The sequence below is a fragment of the Pedobacter sp. PACM 27299 genome (assembly GCF_001412655.1).
In the GTDB taxonomy this organism is placed as follows: domain Bacteria; phylum Bacteroidota; class Bacteroidia; order Sphingobacteriales; family Sphingobacteriaceae; genus Pedobacter.
In genome coordinates this window covers 526,971-551,529 of the sequence record NZ_CP012996.1, presented here as the reverse complement: position 1 = coordinate 551,529, position 24,559 = coordinate 526,971, and the positions used below count along the sequence as shown (strand labels likewise).

Below are 24,559 nucleotides of genomic sequence, written 5' to 3'. Positions count from 1 at the left end.
ATTTTTCTTGAAATATAGCTTGTCTGCAGCATCGATCCGGGTAGCAAACACGAATAGAAATGCGTACAATGAAGCGCTTGCTTATCATAAAAAGCATGCCTTAACAGGTGAATATCCAAACATCAGCCTGGATTATCCTAAAGCTTTGCTGAGTATAGGTACGCTTATTCCTGCAAATAACCCCAGTTCCTGTCCTGCCAAGCTGGAAAAAGAAAAGATGGACAGGAGATTTCGAACAGTGTACATGCGGGCTCCTTTGCTGAAGAAGAAAAATAAAAAAGCTCCTGACATAGGGCTGTCACTCTCCCCTCTTTTCTTTGTTTTATAATTAAAACCGTTAAAACAAAACAACATGGATATCATTAAAATGTTTCTGGAAGAATTCGAGCAGGAGGCTCAAACTACACGTAAAATGCTGGCTATTGTACCAACGGAAAAATTCGATTGGCAGCCACACCCAAAAAGCATGACCGTTAAAGCACTTGCCAGTCATATTGCAGAATTGCCAACCTGGATTACCTATGCCGTAACGACAGACGAACTGGACTTTGGCACTGAACCTTACACGCCAAAAGAATTGAAAACCAATACCGAGCTGATGGCATTTTTTGAAACCTCTCTGGAAGACGGACGTTCACACTTAGCAACAGCAAAAGAAGAAATCTTGCCGGAACCCTGGGTTTTGCGAAATGGGGAGCAAATTTATTCTACGTTCACAAAGGGAAGCCTGATCAGACACACCTTATCTCAAATTATCCACCACAGGGCACAGCTAGGCGTCTTTCTAAGGTTATTAGACATCCCAATTCCGGGCAGTTACGGCCCTAGTGCGGACGATACTAATTTTTAAAAGCCACAGCTTTACAATATTTTGATAGTTTATGTGGGTATATTTTGATTTCTTTGTAAACTGAAACAATTTATACCCATACCCATGTCTGATTCTACCACCCGATTAAATAAATACATTAGTGAGAGCGGTCTGTGCTCCAGAAGAGCCGCAGACAGATACATAGAACAAGGAAATGTATTTATCAATGGCCGGAAAGCCAAGGTAGGCGACCAGGTATTTTTCGGGGATATCGTTACGGTGAATGGCCAGACCATTGAACCAAAAGAAGTTGAAAACTCTATCTTGATCGCTTATAATAAACCTGTAGGCATTACCAGTACTACTGAAGCCGGTGTAAAAAGCAATATGGTGGATCATGTAAACCATAGCGAGCGGGTTTTCCCGATTGGTCGTTTGGACAAAGATTCACAAGGATTGATTTTCCTAACCAATAACGGAGACATCGTCAACAAGATTCTTCGTGCTGGAAATAACCATGAGAAAGAATATGTAGTCACCGTTAATAAACCGGTTACTGAGCAGTTTATCGCTGGAATGGGCAAAGGTGTTCCTGTATTGGGCATGATGACCAAAAAGTGTAAAGTGACTAAAGAAAGTACATTTACTTTCAAGATTGTGCTTGTTCAGGGATTAAACCGTCAGATCAGAAGAATGTGTGAACATTTCGGATTTGAGGTGACCAAACTGGAGCGTACCAGAATCATGAACATCACGCTTAAAGGCATTCCTGTTGGCGAATGGAGAGAGCTTAGCCCAGCAGAGCAAACAGAGATATTCAATCTTGTGGCGAAATCAAGTTCTTTAGAAGCCGCATCAGCAGCGAAAAAAGCAAGTAAGAAACCAGTAAACCCAGATTTCGAAGAATTAGTTGCGCCAAGAAAAAATTCTTCTGGCAGACCAGGCGGCCCAAGATCGGGCGGTCCTAGATCAGCTGGAGCGAGATCAGCAGATCCAAGATCAGAATCAGAAGGCAGACCAAGAGCAGCTTCCGGTAAACCAAGAGCAGATAAAAAAACTGGTACTCCTTACCGCGGTGCTTCAAGTACAACCGATTGGAACAAAACCAATGGCCCAAGCAAAAGACCAGTCAGACCTTCAAGAGGAAACTCTGGCGCACCTGGAAAAAGCAGAGGACCAAAGCGTTAAACATAATTTGACTGTCATAATCCGGCAGTAAACCCATACATTTTAAGCGGGCAAAATCAATTTTTGCTCGCTTATTCTTTTTTTAGGTAACTTTGCATCAAATGCTTACTACAAAAAAAACAGACATACGTTCACTGGACCTTCCTCAGCTGCAACAACACTTTACAAACATGCAGGAACCTTCTTACCGTGCCAAACAGGTTTACCAATGGCTATGGGAGAAATCTGCGCGTTCCTTTGAGGAAATGAGTAACCTTTCTAAAGACCTTAGAAAGAAACTAGATGAAAACTATGCGATCAATGTAGTTGAAGTAAATAACTCACAATTTAGTAATGACCACACCATCAAAAGTTCATTCCGACTGTACGATGGCAATATTGTAGAAGGTGTACTGATTCCTATGGAAGAACGTATGACCGCCTGTGTGAGTTCACAGGTAGGCTGCAGTTTAACCTGTAAATTCTGTGCTACAGGATATATGGACCGTAAACGTAACCTGAATGCAGATGAAATCTACGATCAGGTGGTTCTGATTGATCAGCAGGCGAAGAAAAACTACAATGCGCCCTTAACGAATATCGTTTATATGGGCATGGGCGAACCATTGCTGAACTATGCCAATGTATTGAAATCTATCGACCGCATTACTGCTCCAGACGGACTTAATATGTCGTACAAGCGCATTACAGTATCTACTGCCGGTATTGCCAAGATGATCAAGAAATTAGGTGATGATGGGGTTAAATTTAACCTTGCCATCTCACTGCATGCTGCCAATGACAAGAAAAGAAATGAAATCATGCCGATCAATGAGCAGAATTCATTGAAAGCATTGGAAGAAGCTTTAAAATACTATTTCTCTAAAACGAAGAACCCGATTACTTACGAATACATTGTCTTCAATAACTTCAATGATGAGATTGAGGATGCCATGGAGCTCGCTAAATTCTGTAAACACGTGCCTTGTAAAGTAAACTTAATCGAGTACAACCCGATTCAGTTTGCGGCATTCCTGAATGCGGAAGGCGACAAGATCGATGCTTTCTCTGCTTACCTGAAAAGCCAGGGGGTAAACACCAATATCAGAAGAAGCAGAGGTAAGGATATTGATGCCGCTTGTGGTCAGCTGGCCGTAAAGGAGCAGAACTAAACACCGGATTTCAACCAGGCAATGGCTAATTCTCATAGATTAGCCCATGCCCTTTCTAAAAAACAGTTTTCTAGACTTATTACATTTGCTCTTTCCGGCAACATGCTTGGGCTGTGCCCTGCCTTTAGTTGCTGGTGAAATTTACATCTGCAGTACCTGTCTGCATGGCTTGCCCTATACGGATCACCACCTGCATCCCGAAAATTTAGTGGCCAGGCAATTCTGGGGACGCATCCCCTGTAATGCCGCAATGGCGATGCTATTTTTCAAAAAGGCCGGAACCGTACAGCAACTCATCCATCATTTAAAATACAGCAATCAACCGGAACTGGGGATCCGTATGGGCATCCTGCTTGGAGAAAGGCTGCTCAGTTCCCCCTTTTATCAAGGCATAGACTTCCTGATCCCTGTCCCACTTCACAACAAAAGATTAAAAAAACGCGGATACAACCAAAGTTATCATATTGCACAGGGCATCTCGCTGGTACTCAAAACGCCAATCAGCACTAAGCACCTTTTACGTAAAGCGGCTACAGACAGCCAGACCAACAAAGGCAGATTACTACGCTTTGAAAATATGTCGGCCGCCTTTGACCTTCAGCATCCGGAAGAATTAGCAGACCAGCATTTATTATTGATTGATGATGTACTCACTACCGGCGCTACTCTGGAAGCCTGCGCCATCGCATTGCTTAAAGCCAGGCCTGAAAAAATCAGTATCGCCGCCTTAGCCTTTGTGACATAAAAAACAGAGGCTTTCTAAAACATTCTTCTTTATCAGTCGTTATTATAATTGAGAGCGTTAATTTAGATGGTAAAGGCCGACATTTCCGAATAGGAATGCCGGCCTTTTACTTTTATTTATAAATTATTCTATAAATATTTTGAATACTCAAATATATTCCGTTACTTTGACCTTGAGAGCGTTAATTTAAGGGTCGATAGCTTCACACTCGTGAAATATCGGCCCTTTATCATTTCTAATAAATCTGCTTTTACTCCTTAAAATTTTCTTGAAATCTGCTACGGTGTTTTGAAGAATGCGGTGTTTAGCTCAGGTATTCTGAAAGAATATTCCTCATGTCTTCCGGTTTGAAAGGCTTTAAGATATGTCCGTTCATTCCAGACTCTGAAAACTTATTGTGTTCATCGTGTAAGGTAGAAGCGGTTAAAGCAAGAATAGGCACTTGCTTAAAATAATCACCATCCATCGCTCTGATCAGCGTAGTGGCTTCGAAACCATCAATTCCGGGCATTTTAATGTCCATAAAGATCAGGTCGTATACATTATCGCGTACTTTATCCAGGGCTTCTTCTCCGGTAATGGCAAAATCAAGATTGAGTCCCCATTTACCAAAAATACGTTTGGCGATTAAGGCATTGATCTCATTATCGTCTACCACAAGAATCCGTTTATCCGTAAACATATTCGGCTCGGTGAATACTTTTACCTGAGGCACATAATCATTCGCTTTTTCAAAAGAGATGTTGAAATGGAAAGCCGTCCCCTTCCCTTCTTCACTTTCTACCTGTATATCTGAACCATATAGTTCCAGCATTTTTTTGGTGATCGTTAAGCCCAATCCGGTACCTCCATATTTTCTGGAAATATCAGTTCTTGCCTGAATAAAAGGCTGAAAGATATAAGCCAGCTTTTCCTGTGCAATGCCAATACCTGTATCTCTCACTTCAAAATGAAGCAACACCCGATCTTTTTCTTCGGAAAGCATTTTGATTTCCAATAGAATTTTTCCGTCCTGAGTAAATTTAATAGCATTACCCAGGAGGTTCATCAGTACCTGATACAAACGTGTTTTATCCCCTTTAACATATTGCGGGATATTTTCATCACAACTCAGCTCCAGCTTATTATTTCTGGCGATCACATTCATCTGTAAAGAATTGATCACATCAGAGGCAAGGGTTTTAATGCTAAATGGAATGGTTTCCAGCTGTACATTTCCGGTTTCCATTTTGGTGAGATCCAGGATATCATTAATGATATTCAACAGGTTCTCTGCCGAAAAGCGCAGCAAGTTTAAATCAGGTAATTGTGATTCTTTAGGATCATTGTCCAGTAACAGGTGCGCCATTCCGATCACCGCATTTAAGGGCGTTCTGATTTCATGGCTCATCACCGACAGGAACATTTCTTTTGCGGCACTCAGCTGCAGGGCCTGTTCTTTGGCTTCTACCATTTCCTTTTCTACCTGCTTCCTTTGGGAAATATCGGTAATCAGGTCGATCTGGCGTTCTACTTTTCCTTTCTCATTTACGATTGGCGTATTAGAAACAGAAAGCCAGATGGGCTCTCCGGATTTCGTTTTTGCCTGTACTTCGATGGAATAGGACTCTCTGTTGTTGGCTTTCTTTCTGGAAGCCACAATGAGTTCCCGCTGTGCTTCATCTTTGGAAAGAATATCTCCTAAACGGCGTCCCTGTAATTCGTTCAACGTATAACCGGTCAACTTTTCCATAGAATGGTTGATCCAGGTAGTAAAACCTTCGCCATCCGAAATATTTACACCGGTATCCGTTTTACTGGCCACCAGAGAAAGCAGCTGTAATTCTTCTTCCGCTTTCTTTTTTCTGTAATGTCGAGGATAATTTCCACTTCTATTTCTACCTTACCTTCGTCATTGAAGACTACGGTATTATAGATGGACAGCCAGATGGGCTGTTTATCTTTACGGTAAGCCAGCAGATCAACCGTAAAAGACTGATGTCTATTGGTGAGCTCTCTTGCCTGTTCAATCAATTCCAGATCCGTTCCCGGGCCCTGGATTAAATCGCCAAGGCGTTTCCCTTTCATATCTTCCAGCGTAAAACCGGTAATTTTCTCAAAGGCTGCATTCACCCAGGTCACATGGTTATCCGAATCATTGATCACCACAGCATTGTTCACTTTACTCGCCACGAAAGAGAGTTTCATCAGTTCATTTTCTACTCTTTTATTCTCCGTAATGTCTCTTCCGTAAGCGTACCAACGTTTGTTTTTACAAACCATATTCCAGCTCAACCAACGGATTAAACCGCTTTTGGTGACAATCCTGAAATCAATATTGAATTGTTTTGTGCCATCAGCAAGTCCTGATTCCAGGGCTTCGACCACGCGATCAATATCTTCAGGGTAGCAGAATGTCCAGACAGTTAAGCCAATTGCTTCCTCCACTTCATATTCCAGCACCGTAGTGACGGCATTGTTGACAAACAGCAGTTCGCCCTTATCGTCCAGGATGCAATGAATTTCGGGGGATACGGTAGAGATGTTGAGCAGTTCTTCAAAGCGCTGGGCTTTAAGGCTCAGTTCTTTTGCTTTTTTTCGAAGGGAAATATGGGTGATGACTTCTTTGGCGAGGATCTCAAGACCTTCTTTTTGTGCGGGAGTCATTGCCCTAGGCAGCTGATCAAATACGCAGATGGTGCCTAAGCGGTAGCCATCTTCATCAATTAAGGGTGCCGCAGCATAATACCTCAGGTGATGGTCGTCGATTACTGAAGGATGCAAACTAAAGCGTTCATCCTCGGTGGCATCACAAACTTCAAAAATATGATCAGATTGAATCGCTTGCTCAGCGAATGAAAAGCTTCTTGGCAGCTGTTTACAGTTCAGGCCAATCACAGATTTAAACCATAACCGATCTTCATCAACCAATGCAATGATGGCTATAGGAGTATTGCAGATCAAGCTGGCCAGCTTGGTAATGTTATCGAACTCCTGTTCTGGAGGAGTATCCAATATATCACAGTCCTGCAACGCCCTTAAGCGTTCCATTTCATAAGTTGATGAAGTAGGGTTATTCGTTAGCATTTAAGCAAGTTCTTCCTGTTTATTTGTACAAGGGAAACTGACTTACCAGCTGAATTACTTTTTCTTTTACCGCGCTTAAATTATTCTCATCCTCAGAATTCGTAATCACCTGATCAATCAGATCAACAATGGTTTCCATATCTTTTTCTTTAAAACCTCTGGTGGTGATGGCTGCAGTGCCTACACGGATACCTGAAGTTACAAAAGGCGACTTATCGTCAAAAGGAACCATATTTTTATTCACGGTAATATCTGCTTTTTCAAGCGCATTCTCCGCTGCTTTACCAGTTATATTTTTGTTGCGCAGGTCGATCAGCATTAAATGATTATCTGTACCACCCGAAATAATTCCGTAACCTCTGGATACGAAAGCTTTAGCCATCGCCTGAGCATTGGCTTTCACCTGTGTGATATAAGTCAGATATTCATCGCTCAATGCCTCACCGAAAGCAATTGCTTTGGCTGCAATGATGTGCTCCAATGGTCCACCCTGTGTTCCTGGGAATACCGCCATATCTAAAACAGAGGACATCATTCTGGTTTCACCTTTAGGAGTTTTAATTCCGAAAGGATTTTCGAAATCTTTGCCCATCATGATCATACCACCACGAGGACCGCGAAGGGTTTTGTGAGTAGTTGTCGTTACGATATGGCAATGAGGAAGTGGATTGGCCAATAAACCGCGGGCAATCATACCTGCCGGGTGAGAGATATCTGCCAATACCAATGCGCCGATTTTATCAGCTACACTGCGGATAAAAGCATAGTCCCACTCTCTTGAATAAGCAGAAGCACCGCAAATAATCAACTTAGGACGTTCCGCTAGCGCGATTTCTTCCAGTTTAGCATAGTCGATTAAACCATCTTCTTTCTTTACTCCATAAAACAATGGCTGATACAATTTTCCTGAAAAGTTAACCGGAGAACCGTGTGTTAAGTGCCCGCCATGAGAAAGGTCAAATCCTAAGATTTTATCTCCCGGCTGGATCACAGCAAGCATTACTGCTGCATTTGCCTGTGCGCCTGAGTGCGGTTGTACGTTCACCCATTCAGCTCCAAAAAGTTGCTTTGCACGCTCAATAGCGATGGTTTCTACCTCATCCACTACCTGGCAGCCGCCATAGTATCTTTTTCCTGGAAGGCCTTCAGCATATTTATTGGTTAAACATGATCCTGCGGCCTCCATTACTTGCTTGCTCACAAAGTTTTCAGAAGCAATCAGCTCCAAGCCATTTTCCTGACGGTCCAATTCCCTGTCAATCAAATCAAAAATTAAAGTATCTCTAGTCATTTATTGAAGTATTAATTTGTAAAATTAACGATTTTCCTTCTTAGTTTGGTAACAAAATACCTTACTTTGTAGTTCTATTCTATAAAACACTGCATGGAAGATATCACCCGTCCATTATTACCAAACATAAATTATCCTGCTGATTTAAAGCAGTATAAAGAAGAAGATCTCGAACAAATTTGTCAGGAACTACGCCAGTACATCATTGATGTAGTGAGTGTAAACGGAGGGCATTTTGGCGCAAGTCTGGGTGTAGTGGAACTCACTGTAGCCTTACATTACGTGTTAAATACGCCTTATGACAGGCTGGTTTGGGACGTTGGCCACCAGGCTTACGGACACAAAATCCTGACCGGAAGGAAGTCAGTATTCCATACCAACCGCATCCTTGATGGGATCAGCGGATTTCCGAAAATCAGTGAAAGTGAATACGATACCTTCGGTGTTGGCCACTCTTCTACCTCTATTTCCGCAGCACTAGGTATGGCCGTTGCCTCTCATTATAAGGGAGAAACTGACCGCCAGCACGTAGCCGTAATCGGCGATGGTGCGATGACCGCAGGTCTGGCCTTCGAAGGCTTGAACCATGCCGGCATTGAAGACTCCAACCTCCTAGTGATCCTGAACGACAATTGTATGTCTATCGATCCCAATGTTGGCGCTTTAAAGGAATATTTAACGAATATTACGACTTCTAAATCATACAATCGCTTCCGCGATGACATTTCTAATGTTTTAATTAAGCTTTCTGAACTGGGACCAAATGCCCATAAGTTTGTGAAGAAAATTGAAAAAAGCATTAAAGGCACTTTATTAAACCAAAGCAATCTATTTGAATCGTTAAACTTCAGGTATTTTGGTCCGGTAGATGGTCATGATGTGGTGCGTCTGGCACAGGTGATCCGCGATTTAAAGGACATTCCAGGCCCGAAACTGTTGCATTGTGTGACGGTTAAAGGAAAAGGTTTCGCCCTTGCGGAAAAAGACCAGACCAAATGGCATGCACCAGGATTATTCGATAAGATTACCGGTGAAATCAAGAAAGCAGCAGTAGATAAACCTCAGCCACCAAAATATCAGGATGTTTTCGGGCATACCCTGGTAGAACTTGCGGAAGAGAATAAAAAGATTGTGGGCATCACCCCTGCAATGCCATCAGGTTCTTCGATGAACATCATGATGAAAGCCATGCCTAACCGTGCATTTGATGTCGGTATTGCAGAGCAGCATGCCGTTACTTTTTCTGCCGGACTAGCTACACAAGGACTGGTTCCTTTCTGTAATATCTATTCCAGCTTTATGCAAAGGGCTTACGATCAGGTCATCCACGATGTGGCCATTCAAAATCTGAATGTGGTGTTCTGTTTAGACCGCGCAGGATTTGCAGGTTCTGATGGGGCTACACACCATGGCGCTTATGATTTAGCTTACATGCGCTGTATTCCAAATATGACCGTTGCAGCTCCAATGAATGAGGAAGAACTCAGAAACCTCATGTATACCGCACAATTGGAGAATCAAGGTCCGTTTTCTATCCGTTATCCGAGAGGAAATGGGGTGCTGACAGATTGGAAACGTCCTTTCAAAGCATTAGAAATTGGTAAAGGCCGCAAAATATGTGATGGTGAAGATGTGGCCATACTGACCATCGGTCATGTGGGTAATTTTGCTGTGGAAGCTTGCAAAGAACTAAACAGCGAAGGCATTCATCCGGCACATTACGATATGCGTTTTGTGAAACCATTAGATGAGGCTTTATTGCATGATGTGTTTAAACGCTATAAAAATATCATCACCGTAGAAGATGGTTGTCTGCAAGGCGGCCTGGGAAGCGCGGTATTAGAGTTTATGGCAGATCACCAGTACAATGCCAATGTAACCCGCTTAGGTATCCCTGATGAGTTTATTGACCATGGTGAGCAACAGGAATTATGGGCACTTTGTGGTTATGATAAAGCAGGCATCATTACTGTGGTAAAAAAAAACGCTGTGAGGAGAACAACGGCAACGATCGCCTCTTAGAAGAATAACATTTTTTTCCTGTTTCAGGATCTATACGCTACAAGAAAGGCCTGTTCATTTTTAGATGAACAGGCCTTTTTCTTTATCGCTTGATTAATGATCAAGATTTATGTGGACCAATATGGTTTTAACCGTTTTTTCTCGCCCGTTTAATTGGCTTTGTGAGCAAATTCCATTAATGATTTTTCAATGATGACCAGGCATTCTTTGATCTGCGCTTCGGTGATCACCAATGGAGGCGCCAAACGGATCTTATTACCCTGAGTAGGTTTTGCCAACAATCCATGCTCCTGGAATTTAACACAGATGTCCCATGCCATATTAGAATCTTCCGGACAATAGATCACGATGGCATTCAGCAATCCTTTTCCTCTCACCAGTTCAATGATACCTATTCTTTTGGCAATATCTTCCAGGCCATTTCTCAATACCTGTCCTAACTTAGCGGCATTTTCAGCCAGATTCTCGTCTATCACCACCTGCATGGCTTCACGTGCCACTGCACATGCTAATGGATTCCCGCCATAAGTAGAACCATGTTCACCCGGTTTGATGGTCAGCATCACTTCATCGTTCGCTAAAACTGCTGAAACTGGCAATACTCCACCTGAAATCGCTTTACCCAGGATGATCATGTCCGGCTGACTGCTTTTATCTATTGGATTCACCTCATAAGAGGCCAGCATGCTACCCGTACGGGCAATACCGGTCTGAATTTCATCTACAATAAAAAGCACATTATATGCTTTACATAAAGCTTTGATGCGTGGCAAGTAAGTCGCATCGGGTACCACTACCCCTGCTTCCCCCTGAATGGGTTCCACAATAAACCCTGCAATATTTTTATTTTGTTTCAAAAGTGCTTCGAAAGCATCTGCATCGTTATAAGGAACACGTGCAATTCCACCCACAAAAGGACCAAAATTGTTTCTTGCACTTTCATCATCAGATGCAGAGATCACAGAAATTGTACGGCCATGGAAGTTCCCATTGGCAAAAACGATCGTTGCCTGATCAGCAGGAATACCTTTCACCTGATAGGCCCATTTTCGGCACAGCTTCATGGCACTTTCTACCGCTTCCACACCAGAATTCATGATCAATGCTTTATCATAACCGAACAGCTGGCTAAGAAATTCTTCAAAATCACCTAATTTATCATTGTAGAAAGCACGGGAAGTCAGCGTTAATTTTTCTGCCTGACGTTTTAATGCTTCAATAATCCTTGGGTGACAATGACCTTGGTTTACAGCCGAATAAGCCGAAAGGAAATCGTAATATTTCTTACCTGCTACGTCCCAAAGGAAAACTCCTTCTCCTCTTTCCAGCACCACTGGTAAAGGATGGTAGTTATGGGCACCGTATTTGTTTTCTTTTTCGATTAGCGCTTCGGCTTTACTTAAATTTGCTGCAATACTCATTATTTACTATATTATTGGGTAGACGACTAAGGTAGTGATATTTATTATTTAACACTAAAAAAAGGATAATTTGACTTATTATACGCCTAAAAAATTCTATTTAAATTAAAAATTCGATATTCGAAGCATAAACGAAATCTAAAAAACACACATTAATGGAGGCTATTGATGAATTTGATATTCAGATCTTAAAACAATTGGAAAAGGATGGACGCATGGCCTATTCCGCTATTGCCACTGCCTTAGGCGTATCAAATACGATGGTGCATCAACGCATATCCCGGCTAACCGAGCATGGCATCCTCACTGGAATTAAACCGGTATTGGATGAGAAAAAGATCGGCTATGATTGGGGCGCTTTCACAGGCATTGCACTGGAAAAAGACCATGATTCAGACCGGATTATTGAAGAATTAAAGAAAATCCCGGAGGTCACAGAATGTTATTACATCACTGGCGTGTACACCCTGTATATCAAGATTATGGCGAAAAATCATGAGCACATGAGAAAAGTACTTTATGAAAAAATAGACAACATCCCTGGAATCGCCAAAACCGATTCTATCATTGAGCTGGGCTGTGCCTTCAAAAGGAACATCATCTTATAAGCTGATACAATAATTTTGTCTATAATTTAGAAGGCCGTTTACCTCTTTCGAGGAACGGCCTTCAGCTGATTTATTTTTCGGAACAACAGTTTGGATTAGTATCCAGGGGTTTGTGCCAATACCCCTTTTGACTTGTCGATTTCGGCTTGAGGAACCGGCATCTGGTATAATTTATCAGACCATACGCGTTGTTGAATCTGACTATTTTTAACATCTTTTATGCTTTTCATCACATCTGGTGCAATTTTCCACCTTCTGATGTCCATATAACGCTGACCTTCCAGAGCAAGTTCTACTCTACGCTCTGCTCTGATAAACGCTCTTAATGTTTCTTTCGACGCATATTTAGTACGGTTTACCAATGGCATTCCTGCACGGGTTCTGATCTTATCTAAAGCTTCATAGATGGTATTATCCGGACCAGAAACCTCATTCTTAGCCTCAGCATAGGTCAATAAGATCTCTGCGTAGCGGATTAAGATTACGTTGGCATGGTTGTCAATCTGTGCTTCATAAACCGAAGGATCTACCATTTTACGGAAATTATAGCCTGTCCTGGAGAAGTTATTTCCCGCAACCCAGTTAAAGGTGAAGTCGGCTTCTATCCCATTCCATTCTGCACCATCAAATAAGATACTTGCATAAAAACGGGGATCGCGGTTTTTGTATTCCTGAGCAAATGCTGCTTTATCATTTTCATACCAAGCTGCACGTTGAACAGGGTCTACAGGAACAATTGCTTCTCCTGTTTTGTAATTACCATAGGCGTCTACCATCGACTGTGTTGGCGTTACAGAACTCCAGCCACCCAATGTTGCAGGAGGCAAATAAGTATTTAAGCTATTGGCATCAATTTGTGGAATTTGCTGACGGTCTAAAATCACTTCGATGTTACCTTCGCTCTTCTGGTAGAAAAGACGTTCATAATTACGCAATCCTTTAAGGAAATTAGTCTTGTCTTTGTCATCGGCAAAATCTACCCATTTGCTGTAATCATCTAAGGCATCATTTTTCTCTACGTCTGTGGTGCTAAACAAATCATAACCCAGACCCATTACAGCTGCAGCTGCATCAGCTGCCTGCTGGTATTGTCCATCATATAAGTAAGCACGGGCTTTCAATGCTAAAGCAGCGCCCTTAGTGATCCTGCCTTTTTCATTTGGTTTACCACCACCATATTGAGCAGGAAGCACTTTTGATACGGCTTCCAACTCAGAAAGGATGAAATCCAATACCTGTTTCTTAGGTGTTCTTGGAAGGTTCTCTGCTCCTAAAGCTAAAACTTTGGTCACTAATGGCACATCACCAAAAGTGCTCATCAGTCTGAAATAAGCATAAGCGCGCATGAAACGAACTTCTGCTGTATATCTTTCCAGTAATTCTGCAGAGATGACAGTTACTTTATCTGCATTTTCAAGAAAATAATTCTGACGACGGATGTCTTGATAATTCCATCCCGCATCTTCTGTAGAAGACATGGTTCCGGCAGAAACACTGCTTGCAGTACTTTCCCAGGCATTTTGCACATGGGCATTGTCTGTCGCACCATCATCGTAAATAATTCCGTCACCAGGCATTTTAGCATAAACACCCATTACTGCCTGATAAACATCATTCTCGCTCTTCCAAAAGGTAGCTTCCGACAATTCGTTCAATGGAGGTCTTTCCAGGAAATCTTTTTGACAGGCGGTAATTGACGTCAATGTCAACAAACCTGTAAGTAAATATATTGATGATCTTTTCTTCATTTTTCTTAATATTAATAGGTCCATTAAAACGCTGCACTTAAACCAACTGACCAGGTTTTAAGACCAGGATAAGCGGCTCTCTGTGAAGCCGATTCAGGATCAAAATCCTTCAGGCGTTTATCTGCCATAAAAGTGAATGGATTGTTTGCACTGGCATACACCCTAAGGTTAGTCATACCTAGTTTTTTAACCGCTAACTGAGGGAAAGTATAACCCAATGTGATGGCTCTGATTCTGAAATAAGAAGCATTAAACAACCAAAATGAAGATGTTTCATTGTAGTTATGCTTACCATCTCCAGAAGTTAATATGCGAGGGAAATCTGCATTTGCATCAGGATTTTCCGGAGTCCATCTATTTTCCCAAGCTGTTTTCACACCAGCACCATTGAAGAAAGGATAAGCCGCTTCTTCAGAGAAATAGGTTTGTACATTACCAACACCATAAGTCATCACGTTAAAATCAAAGCTTTTGTAGTTTGCACTTAGGTTAAAACCATAGTTTAACCAGGGTACATCATTACCAATCACAGTACGATCTGCTGGAGTCCATAAACCATCGCCATTCACATCTTTATATTTGATGTCACCAGGTTTGGTATTCGCAGTCTGGAAAGGATGGTTGTCAATATCTGCCTGATCCACGAATAAACCTTCCGCTTCATAACCGTAGAATGAACCGATTGAATTGCCTATTCTTTGGATATACCTGCCTTCAATAAATTCTTCTCCGTTTCCTAGTGTAGTAATTGTATTTTTAATCACAGAGAAGTTACCACCAATGCTGAATCTGAAATCATCACCAATCTTATCATTGTAAGTCAGGCCAATCTCAAAACCTTTGTTTCTGGTGGAGGCACCGTTAGACAATGGTAATCCGGTATTAGTTCCACCAAGCTCCACACCGATTGTAGCCAGGCGAGGAATTCTCATCAACAGATCTTTGGTGTCTTTAATGTAATAATCCGTAACCAGGTCCAGCTTTCCTCCAAAGAAAGTCGCATCAATTCCGAAATCAGTCATGTATACTCTTTCCCATGTCGTATTTGGATCAGGTAATTTATTTTGATAAACACCTGTCTGAGGATTGCCTTCAAAACTATAAGCGTAACCCGTTTGCAGTTTATTGTAATAGTTTCCAATACCCGCTACTTCCTGATTTCCTAATGAACCGTAAGAGCCACGAAGTTTCAGGTTACTGATCCAGCTGATATCTTTCATGAAATCTTCTTTGTTCACATTCCAGCCTGCAGAGAAGGAAGGGAAAACGGCCTTACGTTTTTGTTCAGCAAATCTTGAAGAGTAATCAAACCTGATGTTTGCTTCAAAAAGGTATTTATCATCGTAAACATAGTTGAAACGACCAAAAAGAGAGCGCATAGCCCATTCCTCCTGTAAACTGCGGTTTGCCTGCCCTTTATCATCAGAACTGATGTCTTCAGGATTAGTTGATCCGCTGCCTACAGTAGTCATTTCATTGTTAGGGAAGTTTTTCCTACCAATAAAAGCATTTCTGGTTACGTTACTTTCCTGACTCGCACCAGCAGTAATTTTACCAAAATGATCACCAAAAGTACGCTGATAATCCACGGTACCCTGCAGCAATACCTCCTGTCGCTTGCGCCAGTATTCCTTCATTTCATTGATTGGCTGAGCAGTAGTTGCCATTGGCTTACCCGTTAAGAAATCATTCACCGGTGCCATGGTATTTTCAAAGCTCCAGGAATTAGAGTTGAAATATTTTAAGGAAGCCAAACCATTAATCGAAAGTCCTTTCAATGGTGTTAAACTTGCATTTACCGCTGTCTGCAGGTAATTGTCTTTATCCCATGAACGCCCCCCTTCTGCCACTTTGCGCAATTGGTTGTTTTTGGCAATATTTGGAGAAGCGATACCATTACTGATTGATCCCCATTGGCCATCAGACTGACGTGCTACCGTAATTGGCAAAGCACGACTCAACTCTGTGAAGGACAGATCACCACCCTGACGCGAATAGTTTTGATTGATCAGAGAGACATTGGTTCCAACAGTCAGCAAACCTGGAACGATCTTACTGTCTGTATTCAACTTGCCCACCATACGGTCTTGCTTTTTACCCGGAATCAGTGATTCCTGATCTAGATAGGTAAGCCCTAAATAGGTGCTTGTTACTTTACCAGGAGAGTTTATATTCAGGTTAATGTCTCTTTGAGGTGCAGATTTTTTAAGTGCCAGGTCAAACCAATCCGTATTTGGATATAGGTCTGGTTGAGATCCATTTTTATACAATTCAATTTGATTGGCTGTAAAAGTTGGTTTACCGCCGCCGTTTACCAGCGCTTCATTATATAGCGTAGCATAGGTTGCTGAGTTCACGAATTCCGGAAGATAAGCGGCCGTCTGCCATCCATAATTTGCATTCAGGCTCACCGTTGTTCTTTCTCCTGTACCTCTTTTTGTCATGACCAAAATCACGCCATTCGCCGCTCTAGCTCCGTAAAGAGAAGCCGAAGCCGCATCTTTCAATACAGACATTGCAGAAATGTCGTTAGGATTCAAGGAAGCAAACTCCTGTTCAGTAGCAGGAATTCCGTCAATAATATAAAAAGGACTGCTAGATCCTGCCAAGCTGCTTCTACCACGAATACTGATCGTACCGGTACCACTTGAGGTACCATTATCACGACGACCCACATCGCCAGGGCGCTGTAAGATGGTCAATCCAGGAGTTACCCCCTGTAATGCATTTTGAACCGAAGTTACCGGTCTATTGGCTAGTGTTTTTGGGCTGATCGTGGCCACAGCACCAGTTAAGCTGGTTTTTTTCTGTGTACCATAAGCTACCACCACTACTTCGTCCAGGTTATTTGACTCCGTAGCCAAAGTAACATTGATGGACGTTTGCTTATTTACTGGAATTTCTTGCGCTGCATAGCTGAGCATCTTGAAAACCAACACCCCATCTTCGGGTACGCTGATCGAATAATTTCCATTTGCATCAGTACTGGTTCCACGACCAGGTGCCGATTTTAGACTTACCGTTACACCTGGTAAGGGGCCTTGACTGTCTTTCACGGTTCCTTTCACAACGATATCAGCAAGGTTAGTCCTGAGGTTGTTTTTCTGAGACTGGGGATTAACCACAGCTAATACATCCTGCATACACAGGAGCATCACTGCCATTAAAACCCAAATCCCTGTGGTTTTAAAGATTTGGTTTTTGTTCATTATAGAATTTGGTTGTTAAAGAAAAATTAAATCAATGTTACGTATAGTAATCACGATTTAAAGTACTTTAAAGGCCTTTGGTTTACGCAAACGGTTGTGTAGAATACAGCCGTATAAAGAAATTAGCAGCAATCATTTCCGAAATCACAAAAACTGCATTTTCAGATCGTATAGCTAACTATTTAGTTTATAGCACTTAGCGCACACTAAGAAACAAGCAGCCAATTAGAATACGCCCATTCTAATTTTCATTAAACGATAATCACCGGAAAGGATCTGGATCCTTCCGCGCAAACGGTTGTGTCTTCCTTGAAATGGGATTCGGGAGTGTTTTGAAAACGTTACATTTCTTTTTTATTTTCTTAATAAAATATTTGCAAAACGTGGATAACAGGCAGATTATTGTGGAGGGCTAAAATTAAAAAACTGCGTTTAAACACCTAATTTCCAGCAAATAAATTCCTATATCTCTGAAAGTTATTCTTCCCTCAAATACTGACGTATTAAATTAATTGGTCAGATATTCAAAGCTTCAAAAATGATGTTTTGTGTAAAAATAGCAATCAGGCTTTCAGACAGTTACCTAGCTCAAACACTCTAATGACACTAAATTGACATAAATTATTCTATTAAGCCTACTTTTGCCCTCTTAATTTTTTAGTTAATTAACATCTATTTAACAACAAAGACACATTATGAAAAAAGGACTACTTATTGCAGGTCTTGCACTTTTCGGAGCTGCAGCACAAGCACAAGATCTTAAACCTGTTGCAGGTGACGTTACTACTGAGTTTGGTTTAACTGGTGGTGTAAACAGAACTAACTTCAAACTGAATGATGGCGCTGGAATGTTACGTTTCCGTTATTTCCAGAAAGAAGATATCGCTTTCCGTTTAGGTTTCAACGTAGAGTCTACAAATGACAAAACTAATGTTTTCGGCCCTAATGGAAACAAAGGTACCATCACTGAATCTGCTACTAAAGTATTGATCAACTTAGGTGTGGAGAAACACTTTGCAGGTACTGCACGTTTATCTCCTTATGTAGGTGCTGACCTTCTTTTCGGTACAGGATCTTCTAAAGTGAAAACTGAAAACGCTATCCTTGCTGGTAGCCCTGCAACTGGTGCTTACGCTAATGATACTTTCATAGATGCTAAAGCTCCTAGCTATACTTCTATCGGTCTTCGTGGTGTGATCGGTGCGGATTACTATATCGCAAAACGCTTATTCTTAGGTGTTGAAGCAGGTCTAGGTTTCGCATACGAAAAACAAGGTAAATCAGAAACTACAACTAGAGTTGGAAACACAACTACTACTACTAAATTTGATTCAGCAGGAAGCACTAACACGATCAGCCCAAGTGTAATCACTGGTCTACGTGTAGGTTTTGCATTCTAAATAAAACGCTGATCTGATCAGTTTTTATACCGGAGGCGGTTTAAACAAGGTGCATTCATCTTGCTTAAACCGCCTTCCTTATTTCAGCCATTTTTTGAATACCTGGGCAATTTCTTCTTCCAGAACCGGTTTGGAGAGAAAGTCGTTCATTCCTGAAAGGATACACTTTTCCTTTTCTCCTTTCACATTTCCGGCAGTTAAGGCGATAATTGGTACATGAACCAGCTCCAATTCATTCCTGATGCATTGTGTAGCTTCATAACCATTCATTTCTGGCATTTGTACATCCATCAAAATCAAATCAGGCAATTCCGCTTTACAGTGCGCTAAACACTCTAATCCGTTTGCGGCTTCCTGAATCTGCGCCATTGGGGCAATCCTTTTCACAATGGTCTTGGCCAGCAGCATATTGATCAGGTTGTCTTCTGCAATCAAAACCTTTATAGGACGCAAGCTTCTCACCATACCTGTTTTTAAATGATCTTTATGCACTGATTTCTTGGTTAGGGCATCAACCGTATTCCAGTCTTCTGTGCCGCCATGTTCTACCTGAAGCTGGATATCAAAAAAGAAAGTACTGCCTAAGCCGGGACTGCTGATCAACTCCAGTTTACTGTTCATCAGGCCTAAAAGCTGGTTTGAAATACTGAGTCCCAGTCCGGTTCCACCGTATCTTTTGGTGGTAGAGCCGTCTTCCTGTGAGAAGGCCTCAAATACTTTTCCCTGTTTATCCGATTTGATACCAATTCCGGTATCCTTTACCTGGAAACGGATGTCCATCCTGTTGTTCACTATTGGGGAGAGTGGCAGGATCAGGAGCTCTATTTCTCCTGTCTCCGTAAATTTAACCGCATTACTGAGGAGGTTGATCAATACTTGTCGGAGACGTACCGAATCTGCCCAAATAAACCTGGGCAGTGTATCAGCAGTGTTTAATTTAATTTCCAAAGCTTTGCGCTGCGCCTGATAAGCATTGATGTCTAAAGCCTGATTTCCTAGTTCATATAGGTCGAACTTTTCAATCTCCAGTTCCAGCTTCCCTGATTCAATCTTTGAGAAGTCGAGAATGTCATTGATGATGCCCAATAAGGCATTGGCCGATTCATTGACAATATTTAGGTATTGCTCCTGACTTGGGCTCAGTTCCGTTTTTAAGACCAGGTCTGTAAATCCAATGACCCCATTGAGTGGTGTCCGGATTTCATGGCTCATATTTGCTAAAAACTCAGACTTCGCCAGACTGGCATGTTCTGCCTGTTCTTTCGCCTTGTTGAGCTCTAGTCCTTGTCTGCTGCTTTCGGTAATGTCCTGACTAAAGATCATAATACCGCCAATCTTCCCATCAAACTGATACCATGGCCGAAGCTCCCATCGGAGATACTGGTCATGATCCCAGCCTTCCGGTCGCCAGATATCGACTTCTTTCTTAATGACTTCTCCCTGCAGACAACGCTGGTGAATGTCTTTCCAATGCTGGCTCATCCCTGGCAGCACTCGGTAATGAGATTGCCCATATAGGTCAGTCCCCTGCAATTGATACTCTTCCAGCCAACGGTTACTTGCGGCGATATAACAAAGTTTGCTATCCAGCATCGCTACCGCAGCAGGAGCATGGGTCACAAAAGCGGAAAGCCTTGCCTTTTCCTCAGATAAGGCAATCTCCGCGCGTTTCTTTTCATCAATATTCTGGAATGTTCCATAGAGGCGCTTACAAAGCTGCCCACTAAAATCGGCATGCCCCAATACCCGAACCCAGATTTCTCTTCCTTTCTTAGTCTGAATCAGCAATTCCAGATCCCAGGCCCCTCCTGTTTCTACGGCCGATTGTACAGCAAAGGCCATTTTACGTCGATTTTCACCGGCTTTATAAAACAACAGTGCTTTTTTTAAATTAGGTTCATAATTTACTGACACCTCATGAATCTGTCTGGTAATGGCGGTCCAGCTTAATTTCTGATGAATCAGGTCAAAATCCCAGCCGCCAATCTGTGCCACTTCATTGGTTTGTTCCAGCATCTTCGTGGTCCGCTCCAATTCTCTTTCCAGACGGTGTTTTTCGGTCACATCAATCGCATTCACGATTACATATTTTTGTCCGGAAAGGTCATGTTCCACCACATTATTATAGAACAAGACCCTTGAAGAACTATTTTTGTGCAGGATGGTCATCAAGCCCGATGATTTCCCATTCTGTGCCATCTCCAGCAGATATTCTTCAATATAACCCTGATGTTTTGGAAGGGCAAGTTCGAATAAAGTCTTCCCGTAGAGTGCCGCTGGTTTATAACCCAAAATTGATGCCCCGGCGATATTTACAGAGATTAAAACACCCTTCATATCATGTGTACACATCAATCCCTGAGAGTTCTCGAAGAAAGAACGCATGTTGTTTTCACTCAGGCGGATCTTCTCATCGCGCTCATTTTCGACACTGATGTCTCTGGCAATCGCAAATACGTGATCTGTTCCAGGCTCTGGCGTTGCCGTCCATTGGAGCACTTTATACTCCCCGCCAGCCATTAAGAAACGACAGACGAAATTGGTGGTATTCATTCCGGCACTGAGCTGCTGCATTTGTCCAAAGCTATTGATCAGGTCGTCCGGATGAACAAGGCTTAAAAAGCTATGTGCCATTAATTCTGAAGGTGTCCAACCCAGCATTCTTTCAAAAGCCGGGTTGATCTTTTTAAAATAACCATCCAGGCCGGCAATACAGATCAGGTCATTTGACAATTCATATAACTGGTCAAAATACTGATGTTCCGCTTTTTCCCTGCGGTTTACAATCAGCTCAATAGCCTGTTTAGACAGCAATGTTAGGGCTTTTCTTTGTGCATCACTGAGCACTTTTGGCTCCGGCCCCAGTACGCATAGGGAACCAATCGCATAACCTTTCGGGTCTACAAGTGGGTGCCCGGCATAAAACCTGATATTTGGCGCTCCAGTAACCAGTATGCTGTTTTTAAAACGATCATCTTTCGTCGCATCTTCTATCTCAAAGATGGCTTCGGAAAGAATGGTGTATTGGCAAAAAGCGATTTCCTTTGTCGTTTCTTCCTCAGTAATTCCCTTTTTAGACTTAAACCACTGTCGCTGCTCATCCAATAATGCAATGAGCGAAACCGGAGCATCACAAATCAAAGAGGCCAGCTCTGTAATTCTGTCAAACTCGGTTTCTGCGGGAGAATCCAGGATCCGGTAGCGTTTTAAGGCCAGTAAGCGTTCCTTTTCATCAAATGGTAGACTGGGTATTTTCATGGGGATGATCAATCTATAAGCGAAAATTCAGGGCAGCGCTAATGCCTTAAAACAAATATAACATTTACACTTAAAGATGCATACGGGAAAAACACTCAAAAACTGGTTATTTAGTCAGTATAATTTCATCCGCAAAAATCCATGCAGGTAACCCGGCGCCGCTATGTCCTTTCGGAAGTGCATCCAAAACTTTTGCAGTTACCCTTACATAACGGGCGTTTACCGGCTTAAAAATAGCCTTAAAATCATGGAGTAAGGTATATTTTTCAGCTACGGGAATCGTATGGTTTACCGTTTTCAGTTCTTTGAAATTTACACCGTCCGTAGAAGCTTCAAATTTTACCCATTGCGGCAAGATCACCCATTCGTCGTAATTCTGTAAACAACCTAGCGTGGCGGTTCCAATAGTGCTTTGCTGGCCAAGGTCTATGGTAGCGATTAAATCTTTACCATTGAAACCATGCCAGTACTGCTGTAAGCTGGTCGTTCCACGGATGCCATCCGTCAGGGAATTTGGCCCGTCCGCACTGTATAATTTCGCCTGTGGGTGGACATAGTTTACTTTTTTGGCGGTCGCGAGATCGAAGACGAAAGACTGTTTTGCAGGTACCAATCCCATTAATACACCATCTAAAGCATACATCGCTTTTAATGTTGCAGTGCTGTCAATGCTGATCGGTCCATTATATTTCAAGCTTGCAGTACTTGGCTGATCTCCGTTCAGGGTATAAAAAATATCACCTTTTGTCGCTTCTACCAGTAATTCTGCAGACAATCTACCCTGATTAATCAGCGGTTTAATCGCTACGGTATAGTTTCCCGGTGAATAATGATATCCTTTCTGATCAAAGCCGTTAAAATGATATTTAAGTCTATCGGAGAAATCGACCCAGTTTTTCCTGGCTGCCGGCGACCATAATACTTCTCCCAATGCCAGCATTCTTGGCAATACCATATATTCCAGGTGTGATTTGGTCACTATATATTCTGTCCATACATTGGCCTGCGCACCCAATAAGTATTTGGCATCTTCCGCAGTCATTTCTTCCGGAACAGGCTCATAATGGTAAACTTCCTTCAGCGAGTTAAAACCGCCTATCGCCATCGGTTCTCCTTCCGGACCTGCCTGATATTGGTCGAAATAAACAGGATTACTTGGCGTCATGATCACCTGATGTTTCATTTTTGCGGCTTCAATACCACCAGCTTCCCCTCTCCAGCTCATTACGGTGGCTTCCGGTGCCAATCCACCTTCCAGGATTTCATCCCAGCCAACCATGCGTCGCTGTTTACTGATCAGGAATTTCTCCATTCTGGTGATGAAATAGCTCTGCAATTCATGCTCATCTTTTAATCCCGAAGTTTTCATTCTTGCCTGACATTTAGGGCAATTTTTCCAAGCTGTTTTGTTGACTTCATCCCCGCCGATATGGATGTATTTTGAAGGGAATAGCGCCAATACTTCTGTCAGCACATCCTCTAAGAAAGTATATACTTCTTCGTTCCCTGCACAATAGTTAGCGGAAACTGGACCGTAATCCCCCCGGTTAAAGGCAATTGCGGATGCTGATTGCAGCTTAACTGCGGATACGCGGCAATTGCAGAAGCCACATGCCCTGGCATCTCTATTTCCGGCACTATAGTTACATTTCTTATGGCCGCATATTCGATGATCTCTTTGATCTGTTTCTGGGTATAATAACCGCCGTAAGTAGCCGTTTCTCCTGGTTTTGCCAATGGCCTGCTGCTCCAAACACGCTTATTCTGGTCCACACGCCAGGCCCCAACATCGGTTAATGCCGGGTATTTCTTGATTTCAATCCGCCAGCCCTGGTCGTCTACCAGGTGCCAGTGAAAAGTATTGATTTTATAGGCAGCCATGAGGTCAATGTATTCCTTGACCATATCTGCAGAGAAAAAATGACGGGCCACATCCAGGTGCATTCCGCGCCATTTAAAACGCGGATAATCGGTGATTTCCATTCCCGGAATTTGCAGTTTCGCATTCGTTTGTATTTGTGGCAAGGTCTGAAAGATGCTTTGCATTCCATAAACGATTCCCGCCCGTCCATTTGCAGCAATCTGAATTCCCTCTTTGTTGACCAGCAGGGTATAACCTTCTTCCCCAAGTAATGGATTATTGATCTTTTTTAAGGTGATGACATTGGTTTTTGCCTTTTTAATGGCTAAAGTATAGTCAGAAATTCCTTTGATATAACTGATGAAAAAATCAGCAGCAGGTTTCAGCTCTTTTTGATCTCCTGCCAGCTCCAGCGCTGTTTCATTATTGATCAGGAAATGATCATTACCCAAACGCAGGCTGACCGGCTGTGGAATGATGCTAGGCTTTTGTAGTTCCAATTGGGCATACCCATTGAAACTGAAGCAGAAAAGAGAAAGGAAAAAGGTAGTTTTTAACAAAGGTTTCATTTCCTTAAGAAAAGAAATTAAGGATCGGCTTTGTTGAGTGATAGTTGCAAAACGTTCAGCAATTTTGGCAATGCTAAAACGCTTTAAACTACATTAAGGCCTATTTTATGGGTATAAGCAGGATAATTTAGTTTTCGTGTGAATCCTAAAAATGAATCCCTGCTATAAAAAAATCGCCTCCTGAATTTGATATCGGGAGGCGATTTGTATT

Annotated in this window: 17 protein-coding genes; 8 read left to right on the top strand and 9 right to left on the bottom strand. The window is 42.2% G+C overall.

What is annotated here, in order from left to right:
- Nucleotides 1-7 precede the first annotated feature (7 nt).
- The 5 genes from AQ505_RS02315 to AQ505_RS02295 all read left to right on the top strand — a co-directional run bounded on the left by AQ505_RS02315 (nucleotide 8) and on the right by AQ505_RS02295 (nucleotide 3,895).
- Nucleotides 8-328: a DUF6266 family protein gene (locus tag AQ505_RS02315; RefSeq protein WP_157262173.1), complete on the top strand. Its 321-nt coding sequence runs from the start codon at nucleotides 8-10 to the stop codon at nucleotides 326-328.
- 24 nt (nucleotides 329-352) lie between these two features.
- The gene (locus tag AQ505_RS02310; protein ID WP_062546692.1) at nucleotides 353-850 is read left to right on the top strand and encodes a DinB family protein; all 498 of its coding nucleotides are present in this window, start codon (nucleotides 353-355) and stop codon (nucleotides 848-850) included.
- A gap of 84 nt (nucleotides 851-934) precedes the next feature.
- On the top strand, nucleotides 935-1,999 hold the full coding sequence (gene rluF / locus AQ505_RS02305) for a 23S rRNA pseudouridine(2604) synthase RluF (RefSeq protein WP_062546691.1): 1,065 nt from the start codon (nucleotides 935-937) through the stop codon (nucleotides 1,997-1,999).
- 101 nt (nucleotides 2,000-2,100) lie between these two features.
- Nucleotides 2,101-3,150, top strand: coding sequence for a 23S rRNA (adenine(2503)-C(2))-methyltransferase RlmN (gene rlmN / locus AQ505_RS02300; RefSeq protein ID WP_062546690.1), 1,050 nt, complete (start codon nucleotides 2,101-2,103; stop codon nucleotides 3,148-3,150).
- 46 nt (nucleotides 3,151-3,196) lie between these two features.
- Nucleotides 3,197-3,895 (top strand): ComF family protein, encoded by a 699-nt coding sequence (locus tag AQ505_RS02295; RefSeq protein WP_062546689.1) that lies wholly within the window; start codon nucleotides 3,197-3,199, stop codon nucleotides 3,893-3,895.
- Between the two features lie 304 nt (nucleotides 3,896-4,199).
- Here AQ505_RS02295 and AQ505_RS02290 read toward each other — a convergent pair whose 3' ends face one another.
- The 3 genes from AQ505_RS02290 to glyA are packed head-to-tail and all read right to left on the bottom strand — an operon-like array spanning nucleotide 4,200 to nucleotide 8,252.
- Entirely contained in the window at nucleotides 4,200-5,699 is a 1,500-nt protein-coding gene (locus AQ505_RS02290; protein WP_062546688.1) for a PAS domain-containing hybrid sensor histidine kinase/response regulator, read from the bottom strand.
- Nucleotides 5,672-6,961, bottom strand: coding sequence for a PAS domain-containing protein (locus AQ505_RS02285; RefSeq protein ID WP_062546687.1), 1,290 nt, complete (start codon nucleotides 6,959-6,961; stop codon nucleotides 5,672-5,674). Before AQ505_RS02285 ends, AQ505_RS02290 begins: the two co-directional genes overlap by 28 nt.
- Before the next feature lie 19 nt (nucleotides 6,962-6,980).
- Nucleotides 6,981-8,252: a serine hydroxymethyltransferase gene (gene glyA / locus AQ505_RS02280; RefSeq protein ID WP_062546686.1), complete on the bottom strand. Its 1,272-nt coding sequence runs from the start codon at nucleotides 8,250-8,252 to the stop codon at nucleotides 6,981-6,983.
- A gap of 93 nt (nucleotides 8,253-8,345) precedes the next feature.
- Between glyA and dxs the strand changes: the two genes are divergently transcribed.
- Nucleotides 8,346-10,274 (top strand): 1-deoxy-D-xylulose-5-phosphate synthase, encoded by a 1,929-nt coding sequence (dxs, locus tag AQ505_RS02275; RefSeq protein WP_062546685.1) that lies wholly within the window; start codon nucleotides 8,346-8,348, stop codon nucleotides 10,272-10,274.
- Nucleotides 10,275-10,423: 149 nt separating this feature from the next.
- On the opposite strand, the gene rocD is transcribed toward dxs, so the two are convergent.
- Entirely contained in the window at nucleotides 10,424-11,695 is a 1,272-nt protein-coding gene (rocD, locus tag AQ505_RS02270; RefSeq protein WP_062546684.1) for an ornithine--oxo-acid transaminase, read from the bottom strand.
- Between the two features lie 155 nt (nucleotides 11,696-11,850).
- On the opposite strand from rocD, the gene AQ505_RS02265 reads away from it, so the two are divergent.
- Nucleotides 11,851-12,303, top strand: coding sequence for an Lrp/AsnC family transcriptional regulator (locus tag AQ505_RS02265; RefSeq protein WP_062546683.1), 453 nt, complete (start codon nucleotides 11,851-11,853; stop codon nucleotides 12,301-12,303).
- A gap of 95 nt (nucleotides 12,304-12,398) precedes the next feature.
- On the opposite strand, the gene AQ505_RS02260 is transcribed toward AQ505_RS02265, so the two are convergent.
- Both AQ505_RS02260 and AQ505_RS02255 read right to left on the bottom strand, forming a co-directional pair.
- Nucleotides 12,399-14,051 (bottom strand): RagB/SusD family nutrient uptake outer membrane protein, encoded by a 1,653-nt coding sequence (locus tag AQ505_RS02260; RefSeq protein WP_197286287.1) that lies wholly within the window; start codon nucleotides 14,049-14,051, stop codon nucleotides 12,399-12,401.
- Nucleotides 14,052-14,074: 23 nt separating this feature from the next.
- Nucleotides 14,075-17,260, bottom strand: a complete 3,186-nt coding sequence (locus AQ505_RS02255; RefSeq protein WP_062546681.1) for a SusC/RagA family TonB-linked outer membrane protein — start codon at nucleotides 17,258-17,260, stop codon at nucleotides 14,075-14,077.
- Nucleotides 17,261-17,955: 695 nt separating this feature from the next.
- Between AQ505_RS02255 and AQ505_RS02250 the strand changes: the two genes are divergently transcribed.
- Nucleotides 17,956-18,660, top strand: a complete 705-nt coding sequence (locus tag AQ505_RS02250) for a hypothetical protein (RefSeq protein ID WP_062546680.1) — start codon at nucleotides 17,956-17,958, stop codon at nucleotides 18,658-18,660.
- 78 nt (nucleotides 18,661-18,738) lie between these two features.
- Here the strand turns inward: AQ505_RS02250 and AQ505_RS02245 are convergent, their stop codons facing one another.
- From AQ505_RS02245 to AQ505_RS27060, 3 genes are all read right to left on the bottom strand, one after another.
- Nucleotides 18,739-21,918, bottom strand: a complete 3,180-nt coding sequence (locus AQ505_RS02245) for a PAS domain S-box protein (RefSeq protein ID WP_062546679.1) — start codon at nucleotides 21,916-21,918, stop codon at nucleotides 18,739-18,741.
- Nucleotides 21,919-22,024: 106 nt separating this feature from the next.
- On the bottom strand, nucleotides 22,025-23,476 hold the full coding sequence (locus AQ505_RS27065; protein WP_250636628.1) for a glycoside hydrolase family 20 protein: 1,452 nt from the start codon (nucleotides 23,474-23,476) through the stop codon (nucleotides 22,025-22,027).
- Nucleotides 23,398-24,348 carry a beta-N-acetylhexosaminidase gene (locus AQ505_RS27060; RefSeq protein ID WP_250636625.1) on the bottom strand — a complete coding sequence of 317 codons (951 nt, stop codon included), beginning with the start codon at nucleotides 24,346-24,348 and terminating at the stop codon, nucleotides 23,398-23,400. The genes AQ505_RS27065 and AQ505_RS27060 overlap by 79 nt, the downstream gene beginning before the upstream one ends.
- Between the last annotated feature and the right edge of the window lie 211 nt (nucleotides 24,349-24,559).

Excerpts from the sequence above, each read along its gene's own strand:
- AQ505_RS02310 (WP_062546692.1), top strand. The coding sequence starts at position 353 with ATGGATATCATTAAAATGTTTCTGGAAGAATTCGAGCAGGAGGCTCAA.
- rluF (WP_062546691.1), top strand. The coding sequence starts at position 935 with ATGTCTGATTCTACCACCCGATTAAATAAATACATTAGTGAGAGCGGT.
- rlmN (WP_062546690.1), top strand. The coding sequence starts at position 2,101 with ATGCTTACTACAAAAAAAACAGACATACGTTCACTGGACCTTCCTCAG.
- AQ505_RS02295 (WP_062546689.1), top strand. The coding sequence starts at position 3,197 with ATGCCCTTTCTAAAAAACAGTTTTCTAGACTTATTACATTTGCTCTTT.
- AQ505_RS02285 (WP_062546687.1), bottom strand. The coding sequence starts at position 6,961 with ATGCTAACGAATAACCCTACTTCATCAACTTATGAAATGGAACGCTTA.
- glyA (WP_062546686.1), bottom strand. The coding sequence starts at position 8,252 with ATGACTAGAGATACTTTAATTTTTGATTTGATTGACAGGGAATTGGAC.
- dxs (WP_062546685.1), top strand. The coding sequence starts at position 8,346 with ATGGAAGATATCACCCGTCCATTATTACCAAACATAAATTATCCTGCT.
- rocD (WP_062546684.1), bottom strand. The coding sequence starts at position 11,695 with ATGAGTATTGCAGCAAATTTAAGTAAAGCCGAAGCGCTAATCGAAAAA.
- AQ505_RS02265 (WP_062546683.1), top strand. The coding sequence starts at position 11,851 with ATGGAGGCTATTGATGAATTTGATATTCAGATCTTAAAACAATTGGAA.
- AQ505_RS02260 (WP_197286287.1), bottom strand. The coding sequence starts at position 14,051 with ATGAAGAAAAGATCATCAATATATTTACTTACAGGTTTGTTGACATTG.
- AQ505_RS02255 (WP_062546681.1), bottom strand. The coding sequence starts at position 17,260 with ATGAACAAAAACCAAATCTTTAAAACCACAGGGATTTGGGTTTTAATG.
- AQ505_RS02250 (WP_062546680.1), top strand. The coding sequence starts at position 17,956 with ATGAAAAAAGGACTACTTATTGCAGGTCTTGCACTTTTCGGAGCTGCA.
- AQ505_RS02245 (WP_062546679.1), bottom strand. The coding sequence starts at position 21,918 with ATGAAAATACCCAGTCTACCATTTGATGAAAAGGAACGCTTACTGGCC.
- AQ505_RS27060 (WP_250636625.1), bottom strand. The coding sequence starts at position 24,348 with ATGAAACCTTTGTTAAAAACTACCTTTTTCCTTTCTCTTTTCTGCTTC.